At 39.1% G+C, this 18,703-nt stretch carries 15 protein-coding genes; 13 read left to right on the top strand and 2 right to left on the bottom strand.

Going from position 1 to position 18,703, the window contains the following annotated elements:
- Window positions 1-497 precede the first annotated feature (497 nt).
- Window positions 498-1,157 (top strand): hypothetical protein, encoded by a 660-nt coding sequence (locus tag F580_RS0103860; protein WP_019026372.1) that lies wholly within the window; start codon window positions 498-500, stop codon window positions 1,155-1,157.
- Window positions 1,158-1,314: 157 nt separating this feature from the next.
- The gene (locus F580_RS25365) at window positions 1,315-2,808 is read left to right on the top strand and encodes a sensor domain-containing diguanylate cyclase (RefSeq protein WP_019026371.1); all 1,494 of its coding nucleotides are present in this window, start codon (window positions 1,315-1,317) and stop codon (window positions 2,806-2,808) included.
- A gap of 237 nt (window positions 2,809-3,045) precedes the next feature.
- Here F580_RS25365 and F580_RS0103850 read toward each other — a convergent pair whose 3' ends face one another.
- Entirely contained in the window at window positions 3,046-5,424 is a 2,379-nt protein-coding gene (locus F580_RS0103850) for a S9 family peptidase (RefSeq protein WP_019026370.1), read from the bottom strand.
- A gap of 1 nt (window position 5,425) precedes the next feature.
- Between F580_RS0103850 and F580_RS26680 the strand changes: the two genes are divergently transcribed.
- The 5 genes from F580_RS26680 to panP all read left to right on the top strand — a co-directional run bounded on the left by F580_RS26680 (window position 5,426) and on the right by panP (window position 10,320).
- Complete coding sequence (locus F580_RS26680; protein WP_019026369.1) at window positions 5,426-5,626, top strand: hypothetical protein; 201 nt, start codon at window positions 5,426-5,428, stop codon at window positions 5,624-5,626.
- A 78-nt stretch (window positions 5,627-5,704) separates the two neighbouring features.
- Window positions 5,705-6,685, top strand: coding sequence for an ABC transporter ATP-binding protein (locus F580_RS0103840; protein ID WP_019026368.1), 981 nt, complete (start codon window positions 5,705-5,707; stop codon window positions 6,683-6,685).
- Entirely contained in the window at window positions 6,686-7,450 is a 765-nt protein-coding gene (locus F580_RS0103835) for an ABC transporter permease (protein ID WP_019026367.1), read from the top strand.
- Window position 7,451: 1 nt separating this feature from the next.
- Window positions 7,452-8,216: a tRNA (guanine(46)-N(7))-methyltransferase TrmB gene (trmB, locus tag F580_RS0103830; protein ID WP_019026366.1), complete on the top strand. Its 765-nt coding sequence runs from the start codon at window positions 7,452-7,454 to the stop codon at window positions 8,214-8,216.
- Between the two features lie 472 nt (window positions 8,217-8,688).
- Complete coding sequence (panP, locus tag F580_RS0103825; RefSeq protein WP_019026365.1) at window positions 8,689-10,320, top strand: pyridoxal-dependent aspartate 1-decarboxylase PanP; 1,632 nt, start codon at window positions 8,689-8,691, stop codon at window positions 10,318-10,320.
- Window positions 10,321-10,474: 154 nt separating this feature from the next.
- On the opposite strand, the gene nagB is transcribed toward panP, so the two are convergent.
- Entirely contained in the window at window positions 10,475-11,281 is an 807-nt protein-coding gene (nagB, locus tag F580_RS0103820) for a glucosamine-6-phosphate deaminase (protein ID WP_019026364.1), read from the bottom strand.
- A 428-nt stretch (window positions 11,282-11,709) separates the two neighbouring features.
- Here nagB and F580_RS0103810 point away from each other — a divergent pair, with 428 nt between their 5' ends.
- The 6 genes from F580_RS0103810 (at window position 11,710) to F580_RS0103785 (ending at window position 18,657) form a co-directional block, all read left to right on the top strand.
- Window positions 11,710-13,161: an HDOD domain-containing protein gene (locus tag F580_RS0103810; RefSeq protein ID WP_019026362.1), complete on the top strand. Its 1,452-nt coding sequence runs from the start codon at window positions 11,710-11,712 to the stop codon at window positions 13,159-13,161.
- Between the two features lie 144 nt (window positions 13,162-13,305).
- Entirely contained in the window at window positions 13,306-13,845 is a 540-nt protein-coding gene (locus F580_RS0103805; protein ID WP_019026361.1) for a YcxB family protein, read from the top strand.
- A 75-nt stretch (window positions 13,846-13,920) separates the two neighbouring features.
- Window positions 13,921-14,790, top strand: coding sequence for a sulfite exporter TauE/SafE family protein (locus tag F580_RS0103800; protein WP_157442991.1), 870 nt, complete (start codon window positions 13,921-13,923; stop codon window positions 14,788-14,790).
- Window positions 14,791-14,966: 176 nt separating this feature from the next.
- Complete coding sequence (locus F580_RS0103795; RefSeq protein WP_019026359.1) at window positions 14,967-15,932, top strand: extracellular solute-binding protein; 966 nt, start codon at window positions 14,967-14,969, stop codon at window positions 15,930-15,932.
- Window positions 15,929-17,557 carry an ABC transporter permease gene (locus F580_RS0103790; RefSeq protein WP_019026358.1) on the top strand — a complete coding sequence of 543 codons (1,629 nt, stop codon included), beginning with the start codon at window positions 15,929-15,931 and terminating at the stop codon, window positions 17,555-17,557. The genes F580_RS0103795 and F580_RS0103790 overlap by 4 nt, the downstream gene beginning before the upstream one ends.
- Window positions 17,554-18,657 (top strand): ABC transporter ATP-binding protein, encoded by a 1,104-nt coding sequence (locus F580_RS0103785; protein ID WP_019026357.1) that lies wholly within the window; start codon window positions 17,554-17,556, stop codon window positions 18,655-18,657. The genes F580_RS0103790 and F580_RS0103785 overlap by 4 nt, the downstream gene beginning before the upstream one ends.
- Window positions 18,658-18,703: the final 46 nt, after the last annotated feature.

The following is an 18,703-nucleotide window of genomic DNA, read 5'->3' as shown; positions in this document are numbered from 1 at the left end:
ACAAACGTATTCTTCAATGATAAAAAGTGTATTTCGACGTAACAGCGCTTTGTTCATCATCAGGACAATGGAGGATCTTATTGTCCTGACGTCGAGGGATGGTGTTGTTCATGGATGATAAATTGGCAGGAATCGAGGTTTACGCTAGTTGTTGATTGAATGTTTTGCTGAGCAGGGCAGCGCGGGGGATGCAAGGAGGAGATCTGTGTCTATATTCCCCTTGCGTGTAGTCGGCACACCGACAATATGATCAGGATAAAACGGTCGGTGTCACATAAGCACATATAATGCTTAAATGTCACTTCCTCTTTTGCTCATGTTACTGACTTTGCAACTTATGTATTACTTACTTTAATACCTTATTCTAATAAAATGAGCGTTATCAAGGACAAAGAATACACTTGCTGCATCTGTACAAAAAACAAACGAATTACTGGTGTTTTTGCTCATGATAGGTAATACTACCTGTTCGTTTTTTGATCTGTGTACAGAGTTTTATGTCTAAACTTGTTGTCTGTATATTTTTACTATTTCCGCTATTTGCCGGGGCCAATGACGACTTTTCGTTAGAGTTTTCACTGTCTTCTGGTTACATGTTATCTCAAGATAATGACCTATCAGTACAGCAACAAGAAATTAAATTTAACCTGAACCTTAATCTTAACCTTAGCGGTGAGGATAAGGATAACGACATACTCTCTTTTGATTTATCACCTAAGGTCAATACCTCTAAGGTAAATCCTCCCCAATATGGCAACCTTATTTTTAATCACTATCAACAAGTATTCACTTCAGCACTGTTAACGTCACAATTAAACGCTACTCCAGAAGATGATATCCAACTTCATTATTTGCATTTTGGCAGTAACTACCCTTTATCACAGCAGCAAAATATCTGGATTAGCACTGGTCTTGGCATCACTTATTTTTCAGCGCCCAATCGATCCTTTAATGATGATATAAAGCTTTCAATGAGTTTTGGTGTACACAAAGACTTTGCAGTGAATAATGATGTTAATGTTCGATTAGAGTCGAGAGTTTATTCAATTTTTTTAGCGGGAGAAAATACTACTTTATGCCAGCAACTAGCCTGTGGTAGCGATGATTCTCTTTGGCTACAAAATGAAGTTAGCTTGAGCATTAATTTTCAATTTTAAACTGTCGTTTGTTTATTAATAAATAAATTTTTACGAAAACACTGAAGGTAGCTAGTTGATTAAATCATAAAAGATAAAAAACCACACTGAGAAAGGTGACCATTCAACTCCTGCTATACTGATATGACTGTCTCTCAACGGCCAAGGACTGTTCTTTATGTTAAAGGTTCGTCAATCGCTACTAGTACTTGTTTTATATGCATTTAGCGGTTGGGTAGGTATTGAGTTTGCCGGTATTGGCGAAGGCTCAATCACATTAATATGGTTACCTTCAGGTATTGGGCTTGCTGCTTGTATTATTTATGGAAAATCTATATTGCCAGCTATTTGGCTAGGTTCTTTTATTGCCAACACTCCTTATTTGATTTCACCTTTAAACGATTCCCCAATACTGTATGCATGTTTTTTTGGCGCACTAGCGGCAACGATAAATACATTTATTCAAGCCTACTTCGCTTATTACCTTTACAAAAAGTATCTAGGTAAAGCAAACCTAGAAAGCAGTCGACTTATCATCGATTTTGTTTTAAAAGTTACTCTCTTGCCTAGTGCTCTAAATATGGCGCTATTAATTACTCTTTATTCAATAGGTGGATATACCACCCTTTCAACCAATAGCACAGTTGTCAATGTACTTTCGATTTGGTTATCTGGCGCACTCGCTGACTTTCATGGCTACTTTGTTATTGTTCCTTTTTTATTAAGCTGGAGTTCAAAGAAAGGGGCTCTTTTTATCAATAGAAAAAAATGGCTCTATTTATCTTTATTCAGCTTTATTGTTTTGATGGTTTCAGCTGTCTACTATGTTACTTCAACGATATATTTACTGTTGGTATTAGGCGTTTTAATTGCATTGTATTTAAATATGCGAATCGCGACTGCTTTTGTCCTTGCCACTTCACTTTGTTTTACATTCGCTACCGCACAAAGAGTGGGTCCTTTTAATTTAGATACTAACTGGCATTCTTTTGTATCACTTTTAATTTTTGTTTTTAGTTTAGGGCTTTCTGTCTATGTCATTGCTACTAAACGGTATGAATTAAAGAGTGCTCATGCAAAATTGGAAGAAAAAGTAAAAAAGAGAACCTTCAAACTTAATCAGGCTAACAAGAAGTTAACTAATATGTCTCGAACTGATGGCCTGACAGGAATAGCCAATAGAAGACATTTTGATTACTTTTTAGAAAATGAATGGGCTAGAGCAATTAGAAACCATAGTCCAATATCATTATTGATAATTGATATTGATTATTTCAAGCAATATAACGATATATACGGCCATGTGAAAGGTGATGAATGTTTAAAGCTGATCACAAGTACTGCTCAGCGTTTAGTGCATAGGCCTAGTGATTTAATTGCCCGATATGGAGGTGAAGAATTTGCGGTGATCTTGCCTGAAACGACAGAGACTGAAAGCCTTGCTCAGCATATACGTACTGAGATATGCAGTTTGAAAATTCCACATGAAGGATCAGATATATATGATTATGTTTCAGTAAGTATAGGCTGTTGCACTATTTTTCCAAAAAAAGGTACTTTAGCAAAACACTTAATAGAATTAACGGATAAAGCTTTATATAACGCCAAAGATGCTGGAAGAAACAATGTTAAGACAGTCGCCATAGGTTTATCATCAGTGAGTCATAAGTAGTTGAATAGTACGGAATTTATTGTGGCTATGATGAACTATGCAATGAAGTTAGTAATTATTTATTAGTCCTTAATAAATAACTGGGCTCGGTGACAAATAGGTAAGAATACCATTCTTATTCGTCAACGAACCCTTTAGTCACCCCTTAAACAGATGAACTACAAAAAAGGGCAACTAGCTTCAAACTCGTTGCCCTTTCTTCTTTAGCTATGCTTCGCTGGCTCTTTGCTAGTGAAGTTACTGAGGTAACAAATGCTTGTTAAAGAACTCTGTCTTCATGGTTTTATAATGCAGTGTGGTACCTTTGCCTTCTCGTAAACTATGGCTACGGTTAGGGTAAGACATAAACTCAAACTGCTTGTTGTATTCAACTAACTTATTGATCAGGCGTTCACTGCCTTGGTAATGCACGTTGTCATCACCTGTGCCATGTATGAGTAATAACTTACCTTGTAAGTTTGCTGCATGAGTGATCGGTGAGCCTTGTTTATATCCCTCAGCGTGATCTTCTAACAGGCCCGAATAACGTTCTTGGTAGATAGTATCGTAAAGGCGTTGGTCAGTTACTGGCGCGGAAGAAATGCCAACATTGTATTGCTCAGGGTATCTAAATAACATATTTAAGGTCATAGAGCCGCCACCAGAGTGTCCCCAAATACCAACGCGATTGCTGTCGATGTATGACCAACGGTCAATCATTGCTTTTAGTGCATCACTTTGATCACGAGAAGATAAAATACCAACACCGCCATAAATCGACTTACGCCATGCTTTCCCTCTAGGTGCACGTGTGCCACGGTTATCTACCGAGGCAATAATATATCCTTGCTGCGCTAACAATTGATCCCAGATAAAGGCATTACCGCGCCATTTGTCTTGTACTGTTTGTCCCCATGCTTCACCGTAAACATAAAAGATGATTGGGTATTTTTTGCTAGCATCAAAGTTTGCTGGGCGGGTGATGTAACCATCAAGTATTAGGCCATCTTGTGCTTCTACTTGGAAAAACTCTGTTTGAGCAAGTTCAAGTGAAGCCAACTTATTCTTTAACTTTTCATTGCGCATTAAAGTGTGCTTTTTCTTATGAACGCTGCCCGGTGTTAGCGGAATATTTATTAAGTATTTACTGGTTGGTTTGGCGAAACTTGAATAGCTGTGAATTGCCCAGCTACCATTTTCTGCCATTTGATATTGGTTAAAACCAACATACTCATCAGGCGTAACACGTTGGTTAGATAAACTGCCGTCTAACTTACTGCGATATAAATAGCGCTGGGTAACATTTGTTGGTGAGGCCATGAAGTATAACCAACCATATTTTTCATCAACGGCTTTAATTTCAGTGATATCAAAGTCACCATCAGTTAAGTTCTTTACGTTTTTTCCGTCGCGAGAAATACGGTAAAGGTGACGCCAACCACTGCGTTCACTGGTCCAAATAAAGCTATTTCCGTTGTCTAACCATCGGGCATCATCAACAAAGTCGATAAAGCTTTCTTCCTTTTCTGTCATCACTAAGGTCACTTTACCGCTATTAGCATTGGCTAGGTATAAGTGGTTAGTATCCTGTTTACGATTAAGATGTTGTACCAGTATTTCTTCGCTGTTACCCGACCAATTCATCCGGGGAATGTACATATCACGAGAATTATTAGGCAGTTTTGTCCAGGTGGTTTTTTTGCTGGTTAAATCAACGATACCTACTTTAGCTAGGGCATTGTCTTCGCCAACTTTAGGATAAGGGAATTTAGTTAGGGTAGGGTATAACTCATCAGTATTATTGATCATGATGAAATCTTTACTACCACGGGTATCCAGTTGCCAGTAAGCGATTTTTTTACCGTTAGGACTCCAGCGAAAGCCATCACGAATCATAAATTCTTCTTCATAAACCCAATCGAATAAACCATTGATAATGCCATTGCCAGCACTATTGGTCAGTTGGGTGATGCTCATGTCGTTGATGCTTTGGACATAAATGTTATTGTTGAGCACATAAGCGACTTGTTTGGCATCAGGAGAGAACTTAGCAAACATGAGTTGGCTATCGGCAACGCCTTTACCACCTAATTGGCTGAGTTTGTTAGTACTGAAATCAAATAACCAATAATCGCCACGGCTTTTTGAACGCCATACTTTTTGGCTATTGGTATAAATTAATAATTTACTGCGATCGTCTGAAAAGATGTAGTTATCAATTTCAAGCGCTTTTTTAGCACCTGCGGGTGTTAACTGCTTTGTGCTAACTAAGACGGTGCCAGTTAATGTTTTAGAGTCGTATTGCACTATTTCCTTACTTGTATCCTCTGCTTTACTGTCACTAATTTCGTTGTTGTTGGCCTTATCTTTTTTGCTATGTTCATCTGTTGATGTTTCTAAAGCAAGGTAACCACTACCGTCTTTAAGCCAGCGTATTTGACCAATTTTTTCAGATTTAAAGGCTTTATCTTGATAAATGGCTTTAAGGGTAAGTTTAGAGTCTGTTTGTTTGACCGTCGGTATATCATCGTCGCTACCGGTGCTTTGACAAGCTGAAAGTGATAAGGCAATAGCGGTAGTAAGCAGTAACTTGGCTGAAAGCTTCACGAGTGAAAAGGTTAAGTGTTTTTGTCGCATAATGTTCCTTAAGCGTATTTTTCATAAAGTAAGAGCACAAAGTAAATCCACAGAGTTAATGTATTCTTCTAAGGTAGAAAGTAAAACAAGCCGACACTATAAATTGTATACAATATCCGTACAAGTGAAAGACGATGAAAGTGCTGACTTTACCGTTTTAGTGGCAATGATGTCGCTAGCGAAAAAAAGGTTTAACGGATAAATATAATATTCGCGCTATTGAATTTGAATTGTTAAGCTCCATATTTATAATCCATCCATATTTTTACTGGCAGCGAGCATGACCTACGCACTAGAAATTAGCGCATTAGCAAAAACCTATAAAGGCGGTTTTCAAGCTTTAAAAGGTATTGATTTAACCGTATCAAAAGGCGATTTTTTTGCCTTGCTTGGCCCTAATGGTGCCGGTAAGTCTACTACTATTGGTGTGATAACGTCATTAGTGAATAAAACGGCTGGCCAAGTAAAAGTATTTGGGTATGACATTGATACCGATTTAGAAAAAGCTAAAAGTTTTATTGGCTTAGTGCCTCAAGAATTTAATTTTAGCCAGTTTGAGCCCTTGATGAATATTTTAGTAAATCAAGCCGGCTATTACGGTGTTCCTAAGCCTCTGGCTATAGAACGGGCAGAAAAGTACTTAAAGCAACTCGAGTTATGGGATAAACGTGATGATGCCGCGCGGACACTCTCTGGTGGTATGAAACGCCGGTTGATGATTGCCCGTGCTTTAATGCATGAACCAAAAATGCTGATATTAGATGAGCCAACTGCGGGGGTAGACATTGAACTACGTCGCTCTATGTGGGATTTTTTACGTGAGTTAAACCAGCAAGGCATTACTATTATCCTCACCACTCACTATTTAGAAGAAGCGGAAATGCTTTGTCGTAATATTGCCATTATCGATGGCGGTGAAATTGTTGAAGATACCAGTATGAAAAAGCTACTGGCGCAATTAGATGTTGAAACCTTTGTCTTCGATATCAAAGAGGGTACCCCAATAACTGAGCTTAAGCAGTTTGCTGAGCAATCAACAGACATTACTTATCGAGTTATTGATGATCACACTTTGGAAATTGACTTAAATAAGTCGCAAAACCTTAACCAAGTATTTTCACAATTAAACGCAGCCAATATTGAAGTGCAGAGTATGCGAAATAAAAGTAACCGCTTAGAAGCCTTGTTTGTTAGTTTGATCAATAAAAAGTCGGATAGCAGGAAAAAGAAGCAGCAAAACGCTGATGTTGGAGCAAATTAAATGAATAACTCTATCGCCTTAAAAAGTATTCTCACCAAAGAAATACAGCGTTTCATGCGTATTTGGGTACAAACCTTAGTACCACCAGCCATTACCATTAGCTTGTATTTTGTTATTTTTGGCTCGTTAATTGGTTCGCGCATTGGTGAAATGGGCGGCTTTGATTATATGTCGTTTATTGTACCTGGTCTGATCATGATGAGTGTTATTACTAACTCATACTCTAACGTCGCCTCGTCATTTTTTAGTGCTAAGTGGCAGCGCAATGTTGAAGAAATGTTAGTAGCGCCAGTGCCTAACTGGGTGATAGTGGCAGGCTATGTTGGCGGCGGTATGTGTCGTGGTATTTTAGTTGGCTTGATCGTTACGTTGGTTTCTTTATTATTTGTTGATATCCAACTGCACAATATTTGGGTGATTATCGCTACGGTAGTACTTACTTCGGCAACGTTTGCTTTAGGTGGTTTAATTAACGCTATCTTTGCCGGTAGTTTTGATGATATTTCAATTATACCGACTTTTATTTTAACGCCATTAACTTACCTTGGCGGTGTGTTTTATTCGATTAGTTTATTGCCTGATTTTTGGCAGGGTGTTTCGCAAGCAAACCCAATAGTTTATATGGTTAACGCCTTCAGGTATGGTTTTTTAGGTATATCAGATGTTAGTTTAGTAACCGCTTTTGCGGTAATCATTTTCTTTATTGTTACTTTATTTACCATCGCCATGACACTTATCTCTAAAGGTATAGGACTAAGAAGCTAAGATGACTGACAACAAGACAGCTAATATGACGGGAAATATGAAGACCCCAGATATGCAAACTTCATTGGGTGACTCTAAAGCGATTATTAGTAACCAAGAAGGTATTCATGAGAAGCTTGATGAGGTGGTAAAAAAACACCTTACTCATGCTTTTCAAAAGCCTTACCAAAAGCACACAGAGCAAGCCTTTGCAGCAATGGATTTGTTGGTGCAAGCTTTTCTGACGGCTAAGCCAGAGGGCGAAATTATTTTGGATGCTTGCTGCGGGGTAGGGCAAAGTACCCGTATTTTAGCGCAACAGAATCCGCAAGCCTTAGTGATTGGCGTGGATAAATCCGATAATCGAATCAATCGTAATGTTGAAGGTTTTTCTGCCAATGATGGTTTTAGTGCTCATAATTATCACTTAGTACGTGCGGATTTAAATGATTTTTATCGTTTGGTGAAAGCGGCAAGTTGGCCCGTATCAAAGCACTACATTTTATATCCTAATCCTTGGCCTAAGTCTAAGCACTTACAGCGTCGTTGGCATGGCAGTGCGGTTTTTCCACAAATGGCCAGTATTGGTCAGCAGCTAATTTTACGCAGTAATTGGCGGATCTATTTGGCCGAATTTCAGCAAGCGGCTAAGCAAGTTAATTTACAGGGTGAAATTTCATCCTTAGCGGTAGTCGAAGCATCGTCTGCATTGACACCTTTTGAAGCGAAATACCAAGCTAGTGGCCAGATATGTTGGCAATTAATATTAGGGCGTGTTGAACTTTGATGATTGTTATTGCAGGTATTTATTAGCTTTTTATACAAGGCAGAGCTTATGCTGTGTAGTTATTCAGGACAATATGCTCCAGCATTGTCTAGTAAGCTACATCCGTGTAGCGTTACTAAAATAGGCGATAACGCAGTAAAAGGGGCTAATAAAAACTGCCCTTTGGGTTCGTTTAAATGATTCTTACTCTTTGTTGCAAGGAATTTACATAGAAGTACTATGCTACATGCCTTGCGTCGCGATTAAAAAATCATTTAATTCGAACAATATGCAACCATGAAAGCTTAACGCGCCCTCGAACGATAATGAATATAGTGAGTAATGTTGACGAAATTACGGGACTTTTGCGGTGTTTTTTATTAAAGTGCGTTTTTCGTGTTCGATATAAATAGCCATTAATTATAAAACTTGCCTATGCACTCAATCTGATTTGGCCAAGCAAGTAAATATAGTGAAAGTAAAGTGAATAACTATGAGAGCAACTAAGCGCATTGCCGAGGCAACGCAAGAGTCATTACATCGGATTTTTACTATCGCGGAAGCGCCTGATTCTACTTTAGGGCGCCTTGAGCAAGAGATGTCACAAAATTTGGTTGGTTTTTTAAACAACCATATTGTGGCCAGTAAAAATGCTTTATCGGACATTGAGCAAGACTTTGTTAATGCTCACATTCCGGAACAGCCTGAATTTGTCTCTGATCATATGCATCATTTGCTCGATAAATTAGTCGCGCAATCAGTACATACCTCTAGTCCTAGCTTTATTGGTCATATGACCTCGGCGCTACCTGCATTTATTTTACCGCTATCTAAACTGATGGTGGGTTTAAATCAGAACCTAGTTAAAGTCGAAACATCAAAAGCTTTTACCCCGCTTGAACGTCAAGTAATCGGTATGATGCATAATTTGGTCTATCAGCAGGATGATGATTTTTATAAAAATTGGATGCATAGCGCCCAGCATTCATTGGGCGCTTTTTGCTCTGGCGGCACTGTCGCCAATATTACCGCGTTATGGGTAGCACGTAATAAACTCCTACAAGCCGATGGTGACTTTAGGGGCGTAGCTCGAGAAGGTTTACACCGTGCTATGAGGCACTATGGTTATCAAGATTTAGCCATTTTAGTGTCGGAACGAGGACATTACTCACTGAAAAAATCCGCAGATATTCTCGGTATAGGCCAAGAGAATGTTATCGCTATACCAACGGATGAAAATAATAAGATAGATTGCCAAAAGCTGGCGGAAAAGTGTCAGCAACTTAGCACGAAAAATATTAAAGTACTCGCTATTGTTGGTGTTGCCGGTACCACCGAAACCGGTAACGTTGACCCCCTCGATAAAATGGCTGCAATTGCTCAGCAAACCCAGTGTCATTTTCATGTTGATGCTGCTTGGGGTGGAGCAACATTGTTATCGAATAAGTACCGTCCATTGCTCAAAGGCATCGAACAAGCTGACTCAGTAACCATTGACGCCCATAAACAGATGTATGTACCCATGGGCGCAGGTATCGTTATTTTTAAAGACCCTGCTTCTGTGAGTGCCATTGAACATCACGCGGAATATATATTACGTAAAGGCTCAAAAGATTTAGGCAGCCATACCCTAGAAGGATCTCGCCCAGGCATGGCGATGTTAGTGTATGCCAGCTTGCATATTATTAGCCGACCAGGTTATGAAATGTTGATTAATCAGGCCATTGAAAAAGCCGAATATTTTGCTGAGCTTATTAATCAGCATGATGATTTTGAGTTAATTACTCGGCCAGAGCTTTGTTTGCTAACCTATCGTTATGCCCCTAAGTCGGTACAGGCTTTGTTAGCTCGCAATGATGATGAAGCGAATAAGTCACTGAACTTGTTGCTAGGTAAATTAACCAAGTTTATTCAAAAGCGTCAACGTGAAGACGGCCGCTCTTTTGTCTCTCGTACGCGTATTGAAGTGAGTCGCTATGGCGGTGAAAAAGTGATTGTCTTTAGAGTTGTGTTAGCCAACCCATTAACCACGAAAGAAATTTTACAAGATATCTTAGAACAGCAATGTCTGCTAGCACAGGAAAGTGAGAATTTCTTACCTGAGCTGCTGAAAATGGCAGAGTAAAGCTGTTTATTGGTAATCAATAAAGCTAGCTAAATAAGCCATAATTAAATTTAAAAAGGCGCAAGTTAATCAACGGATCAACTTGCGCCTTTTTTTCATTGATAACTACAGCGATATATCAATTGCTGTAGTTATGCTCTTAGTAATTATGCTTTTAGTAATTATGATACAAGCCAAACTCTTGGTTGATTTTGCAATTCTGCTTGTCAGCCCATAGGTAGTATTCTTGATCTTCTAACTCGCTTGCTGCTTCTTTATCAAGTAAGACAATTGCATTTTCATGGAGTTGTAGAGAAGACGCAGGGCAGACGGCTGATAATGCACCGGTTACCATGTCTTTTACTGCTTTCGCTTTGCTTTTACCTGTTGCCATTAATAGTACGTATCTAGCATCTAAAATAGTAGCAATGCCCATGGTCATGGCTAATGTTGGTTGAAATTCATCAGCAGAAAATAAACGACTGTTATCATCAAGCGTTTGTTGGGTAAGTGTTTTAATACGAGTACGCGAAGCTAAGCTTGAGGTTGGCTCATTAAAACCAATGTGACCATTAGCGCCAATACCTAATATTTGTAAGTCGATACCACCAGCTTGAGCAATTTTATCTTCGTAAGCTAAACCTTGATCTCTTGGATTTTGACCTTGATTACAGGTAGGTAAAAAAGTTTTAGATTTATCAATATCAACATGGTTGAACAAGTTTGCATTCATGAAGTGGCGGTAGCTTTGTTCATTTGTCTCATCAATACCTAAGTATTCATCTAAATTGAAACTTGTGGTATTGCTAAAACTAAGCACACCAGCTTTATGTTTATTGACTAATTCTTGATAAAGGCTAATAGGTGTACTGCCTGTTGCCAAACCTATCACCGGGTTTGTTTTTATGTTAATCAGCTCAGCAACCCATTCTGCAGCACTTACGGCAACTTGTTGTGCATTATCAAAAATAATAACTTGCATGTTTTTTCCTTAGGAAAATTAAATTAAAAGAGCACGGTACGCTTCTTAGAGTGTAATCGATAAATCTTTAAGCATTGTAAATATTATGTCACATTATTAAAAAATGACAGCGCTGTCAATTGTTAGTGCAGTTTGTTGATGTTATTTTCTTTTGCTAAAGAGAATACCTATCCCTCTTAAAGATTGCCCATCTTTCCAGCAATTCCATATTAAGGTCATTTTCTCTGTTGTATATTTAATTCGTGAACGATGAACCATTTTAACACTCCTTTTCTTTTTCACTAAGAATAGAGTGTGTTGCACTGACCATTTGAACTCAAACATTCTAAGTAGTCACTTCTTTATGCGGAATGGTATTAGACATACCCCCTTATAGTGTGCATAGTTAGATTCATGCTTTTGAAACATGTATATATCGAGAAATTGTCATGAGCAATAAAGGTTTACGCACAACTGAGCAATGGATTGAATTAATCGCCAATAATGAGCTACCCGCTATTACTTCTACTGCTCAAATGTTGGATAAATTTTCAAACGATGATAAATCATCTTTACCTAAGTTAAGTCAGGCGATATTACATGATCAAGGCTTATCTTCATGCTTGCTTAAGGTTGCTAATAATATTCAATATATTGGTGTCAATAAGGTCACAACTGTCTCACGTGCTACTGTGGTACTTGGCATACAAACGGTAAAGAACATCTGTTTAACCGTTAAGCTTGTCTCAAGTTTACTGGCAACAAAAAATCTTGATATTAATGTCTATGACCGGCTAACTCAGCTAATGGCTAATTCCTTTTATGCAGGTATGTTAGCTAGAATGATGGTGCCTAATTACAGTGAAGAAGTCCAAGAAGAAGTTTACCTTGCCGCTATGCTTTATCGTATTGGTGAAAGTGCTTTTTGGAGCGCCGGCGGCGATAGCGCAAAAAAAACAGCTAATTATGATGCTAAATCAACTGAAGATTTTCATCGCTATTGCCAGGAAACTTTGGGTATCCGCTTTAATGACTTGAGTAAAGGTCTAGCCAGTGCCTGGAATTTAAGTGATCTGTTAATCAAGGCATTAGATCAGCCAGAAACACGAACAGATGAAATGAGAGTCATCTACTTTGCCGATAAACTCAGTGCTGTTATCGGCAAGCCAGAAGGCAGTATCGAAGCGTATCAAGGTTTACTTGCCGATATTGCCAAGATCATGAATATTTCAGTCAGGCAAGTAAAGGTCAGGATTGAACACACTCGCGAGAAAGTCGGGACCTTATTATCCACCTTTGGTGCAGAAATATTAACGGATCGTATAAAAGCGTTACCGACAGCTAAAGACTTTAATGAACAAGCTGAAAATTTTACCAAGCCTAAAAGTCGCGATAAAGCTTTACTGGATGGCTTTATCGAGCTCACTAAGTTGATGCAGCACAGTAAAGATTTTAATGAATATTTACTGTTAGCATTAAAATCTATGACTAATATCTTTGCTTTTGATCGAAGTTCATTTTTAATGCTCGTTGATGATAGGGCGAGAGTTAAGTCTCGTTTAGTGGTAAATAAAAGTGGCCAAAACAATGCAGAAAAAATCAATATTGATATAACAAAAAATGACAATGTTATTGCTAGGGTATTTAAGGAAGATACACCGGTATTGATTAATCATCAGCAAGCAGGGCGTTGGCGAAGTTTAATAACCCAAGAAATTGATGACCTAATTACCGATTGCTCAGTCGCTTTTATTCCAGTGAAAATAGCAGGCAAAGCGATTGGTTTGATTTGCATACAGCTAGCCAAATCACAAGCAGAAATACCTAAAGAAGACTTTATGCAAGTTTGCAGTTTTATTGAACATCTGAATATGTGCCTGACGATGATAAAGTATAAATAATCTCACGCTCTACCGCTTTGCAGAAGAAATTCGCGGCTATTACCCCGGTAAATAGAGCAACAATTAATTACTCGTTTACACATCTCTTCTGATAAACTAGCGCTAACTTTCTTTACTAAGTCACTTATAAGTGTCTGTAACTCAATGACTCAATCTTTAACCACGCAAGCAAGCTCCTTTTCTGCCAAATTTACTTTAGATAAAGCTCACTACACTGAATGTTATACGCAGTCTAGTACCTTGACACATGATAAAAAAACCTACTTTAAAGCAAATATATTAACTGTTTTTGGTTTGATTATTCTATTTGCCACGCCTGTTAATCCCTATGCTGCTTGGTTTGTTATCGCTTGCGGTATTCTTGAATCCATTAGTGTTTATTATCATAAACCTTGGTGGGTAATGAGACAGATGCTAAGTAAGGCTTCAAGAAGTGAAGTTAAACTTACCATTGATGAGCAAGGTATCCTGACAGAGTCATTCCATATAAATAATCGTATTTTATGGACAGATGTTACCGCGGTAACTGAAACAGAGCTGGGTTTTGTTATTTACTTTAGCCTAGGTAAAACGGTTATGGGTAAGGATATCGCCAGTAAGAGTTATATTTCGAAGAGTTGCTTAGCCAATGACGCTTGTGCTTTTATTGCAGAGAAAAGTCCTGCATCGGCTCAAAAAAAGTAGTTAGCTAAGTAGTAGCAAGGTAAGTCTTAACAGAGTCAGTTTTAACTAAGTAAATCAATGAGCAGTAAGAACTTTATGAATAAACAAGCATTTATGCGGTTATCTAACCCTAAATTTGTGGTGCTTTTTTTACTGGCTTGGCTAAGTTTATTGTTAAGCGCTAACCATACTCTTGATGAACTCCTTAATTATAGTGTATTTACATTGTTGGGGACTTTAGGCGCCATTTTCGCTAATTCAACAGGCGCTGGCGGCGGTGTGGTTTTTATTCCAATGTTTACCCAACTAGGTTTTACCGAGCAACAATCTGTGGCCACTAGTTTTGCCATTCAATGTTTTGGCATGAGCGCAGGCGGCGTTACTTGGTGGCATCATTATCAAACCGAAAAAACCGATTTACGTTTATGGCAAGGCTTTAAGCGCATCATCTGCGTAACCACAATCTCTGCCGTCATTGCCCTTAATCTAGTCTTTTTTTACCAAGTTAACTCGCCGGCCGCGTTGCATATTAGTTTCAGTTATTTTTCACTGCTGCTAGGTTTTTGCATTATATTGACGATTTATTTACTGCAAGGGCAACGTGAACGTAGTCAGTTATATTTTGTCGACTATATTGCCATGGTGCTGATTGGCTTATTCGGCGGTGCTATTACCGGCTGGTTAAGTGTTGGGGTCGGTGAATTACTGGTTATTTATCTACTATTACGACACTTTGATATGAGTATGGCAGTTGCTGCAGCGGTTATTGTCTCTGCTATTAGTGTTTGGGCAGCCCTGTTACACGTTAATCAAGAAGTGTACTGGCAAGTGGTTTTATTTGCCGGCCCAGGTGCTGTCTTAGGAGGTTTATTTGCCAAAACAGTAGTCACGCACTTATCGGCAGTTAAGCTTAAATTGTTTTTTGCTGGTTGGTTATTGCTCAGTGGTGCGGTTGGTTTAGCCTAGCAAGTAATGATCTGTTACATGTCTTAATGAGAATTATTCTCAAAAACCTTGACAGCTATAGCTGTCCTTGTACAATTCGCCCACACTATTTTGTCGAGACACTGTTTATGTTGAAGAAATTCTTTACTACCTCGCTTATCACCTCGTTTGTTGCAATACTTTTCACCACGAGTTTTATGACAAGCTTCAACGCCAATGCTAGCGAAGAAGTTAATGTTTATTCATACCGACAACCTTTTCTGGTCAAGCCATTGTTCGATATGTTTACCGAGCAAACCGGTATTAAAGTGAATGTGGTCTTTGCTAAGAATGGCATGGCAGAACGTTTAGCGCGAGAAGGAAAATATAGTCCGGCCGATATATTGCTCACCACAGATATTAGTCGTTTGGTTGAACTACGCGACAAAGATTTAGTGCAAGCGGTAAACTCTACTATTTTAACTAACGCTATCCCTAAGCAATACCAAGCACAAGATCATACTTGGTTCGCGTTAACGACTCGGGTGCGTAATATTTATTCGGCCAAACGTTTAGGTAAGTTAGACCTTAATTATGAAGACTTAGCCGATGAAAAGTATAAAGGCCGTGTGTGTACGCGCAGTGGTAAACATCCATATACAGTGGCTTTAGTTGCCTCAATGATAAGTGAACATGGCGAAGCTTATACCTTAGATTGGCTGAAGAAATTTAAGAATAACTTAGCCCGTAAGCCACAGGGTAGTGATCGTGGTCAAGTACAAGCCATTCATCAAAACTTATGCGATATCTCTTTAGGTAATAGTTACTACTTTGGCAAAATGCTCAAAGATGACAAGCAAAAAGTGTGGGCAGAGGAAGTGTATATTAATTTCCCTAACCAAAGTAATCGTGGCGCCCATATTAATATTTCAGGTGTCGCTATGGCTAAATATGCACCTAACCAAGAAAATGCCCAAGCGTTAATGGAGTTTTTAGTCTCAAAACCTGCACAGCAGTTATACGCAGAAACGAATATGGAATACCCAGTTCGAGCAGGGGTTGAAGTATCTAAACTTGTTGCTTCATGGGGCAGTTATAAAGCCGATACGTTACCATTAGAAGATATTGCTAAGAACCGTAAACTGGCATTAAAACTATTAGATCAAGCACAGTTTGATTTGTGATAGCACTGCATAACAGTAAAACATGGACGTACTCTAGCTATTTAATTGCACTGGTACTAATGGTACCAGTGCTCGTTATGCTAGTCGGTGGTATTAGCGCATCAACGCAACTGTTTGCTCATTTATGGCAAACAGTACTACCAACGTACCTAGAAAATACCGTAATACTCGCCTTTTTAGTGGTGCTACTCTCTTTAATTTTTGGCGTGTTGAGCGCTGCAATTATCACCCAAACAGATATTGTTTTTAAGAAGCAATTACGTTGGCTACTACTGTTACCTTTAGCAATGCCTGCCTATCTAGTGGCTTACCTTTACACCGATTTATTTGACTATGCTGGCCCAGTACAACGTAGCCTTCGTACATGGTTTGGTTGGCAATCACCAAACGACTACTGGTTTTTTGATATTCGTACACTGCCTGGCGCAGCATTAATGTTGGCGTTAGTGTTATTTCCTTATATTTATATGCTCACCCGTGGCGCTTTTGAACAACAAGATCAAAACCTAATTCGAGCCAGTCGATTACTGGGCTTAACCGCAAAACAGAGTTTTTTTAAAGTGGCACTGCCGTTGGCAAGGCCGGCAATTGCCGTTGCGGCAAGCTTAGTGTTAATGGAGACCTTAGCCGATTTTGCGACCGTGCAATATTTCTCAGTGCACACGTTAACAACCGCGATATATGATACTTGGCTTGGTTATGGTGATTTGGGCGCGGCAAATGCTTTAGCGAGTGTTTTAATGTTACTGGTCTTATTTGTCGTGCTAGCTGAACAGCGAAGTAGGGCCGGATTGCGCCATCAAAGTGCTCGGCCTAATTTACAACGTGAGCTAATTAAGCTGTCTTCAAGCCAGCAAGTTATGGCCAGTTTTTTTTGTTGGGCATTGGTCATTTTTGGTTTTTTACTCCCATTAGCTCTGCTAATTGTGATGGCAGTTGAATACAGTAATGTTGCACAATTATCAGTGTTAATCTCTACGGGTATAAACTCTTTAAAGATATCAGTGATTGCTGCGACCGTTGCGGTGCTTATCGCTTTATCCTTAGGCTTATATCAGCGCTTACACAGCGATAAATATCGTCAGCTGCCACAGCAGATTTCTGGTTTTGGTTATGCGATACCGGGCACTGTCCTAGCAATGGCAATGTTATCAACGTTAGGCCCTATTGATCATTGGCTGAATGGTGTTGCTGAGTTTTTAGGCTTCGCCGCGCCAGGGTTAATCTTATCGGGTTCATTGTTTGCTATTATCTTTGCATTGGTAGTGCGCTTTTCTGCTATCGCGAACGGCACTATCATTAGTGGTATAAAGCAAATTCCACAATCCTTAGATTATGCGCCGGCATCATTAGGCGTTAATTTAACGGGTAGTTTGACTAAGGTACACTTACCTATTTTAACTCCCACCATAGTGGTGGCGTGGTTGTTAGTGTTTGTTGAAGCAATGAAAGAATTGCCGGCAGTATTATTATTACGACCCTTTAATTTTGAAACCTTGAGTAGCCAAATTTATCAGCTTATTTCTGATGAAATGCTCGAGCAAGGCGCATTAGGGGCAATCCTGATCGTCTTATTTGGCTTGTTACCTATAGTGCTACTGAATAAGAGCAAGGAAGAAGTATGACCGCGTTATTATCTATCCAGCAACTCTCTGTTAAATTACAAGATAAAGAGGTTTTATCTTCGTTGGATTTAACGCTCAATGCTGGTGATATATTAGGACTCGTTGGCGCCAGTGGTTGCGGTAAAACAACCTTGTTGAATGCTATTGCAGGTTTTAGTAAGCCAAGTACAGGGCAAATAGTCATTGATGGTAAAGTGCTGAGTGACAAGCAGCACTACGTACCGGCAGAAAATCGTCAGGTCGGTATGATTTTTCAAGATTACGCACTCTTTCCGCATTTGACGGTTAAAGAGAATATTGCTTTTGGTATCGCTCAGCTCACTCAAACAGAGCAACAACAACAAATTGATAGCTTGCTGACCATCTTAAAGCTCAACGACTATCAAAATAGTTATATTCATCAACTCTCTGGTGGCCAACAGCAGCGGGTAGCAATAGCGAGGGCGTTAGCGCCAAAACCAAAATTATTACTGCTTGATGAGCCTTTTTCAAATATTGATGCGCGTCTTAGAAATGAATTGATGGTAGAAATAAGGCAGCTTTTAAAGCAGTTTGATATGACCGCCATCTTTGTCACTCATAACAAAGATGAAGTATTTACTTTCGCGGATAAAATGGCGGTAATGGCGCAAGGTAAACTATTACAGTTTGATACGCCGAGTATTATTTGCCAAGCGCCTAATAGCTATCAAGTCGCTGACTTTCTGCAACTGGGCAGCTGGTTACCTTGTAACGTTGATGAAAATGGCGCGCAAAGTCTGTTAGGGAATCTGGATATATCAGCTGAGCACGGTACACAGTTCAGTAAAGTACATTTATTGGTGAAACCTTCACAATTAATACTTAACACGCTAGTCGATGAAAATAGCGATACCAATACCAATACCAATACCAAACCCAATGCACAAGTTGACTATATCAGTGTTACAGAGCAAGGCTATCATTACTCACTAAGTAACATTGATAGCCCTTCAACTGACCAGTCATTAGCATTTAGTAAGTTAAGCTTATACAGCGATATAGCACTTTCATTAAAGCAACATGTTCAATTGAGCATCATCCCCCATAATTTTTTATACTTTACCAACCGCGGCGTTTAACGCTTTAATAACATGAGTGCAAGTTGTTACACTCCTGTTACGACCT

Source organism: Colwellia piezophila ATCC BAA-637 (assembly GCF_000378625.1).
In the GTDB taxonomy this organism is placed as follows: domain Bacteria; phylum Pseudomonadota; class Gammaproteobacteria; order Enterobacterales; family Alteromonadaceae; genus Colwellia; species Colwellia piezophila.
Note: the sequence above shows the minus strand (reverse complement) of the source record. Positions and strands in the feature narration are given on the sequence as shown.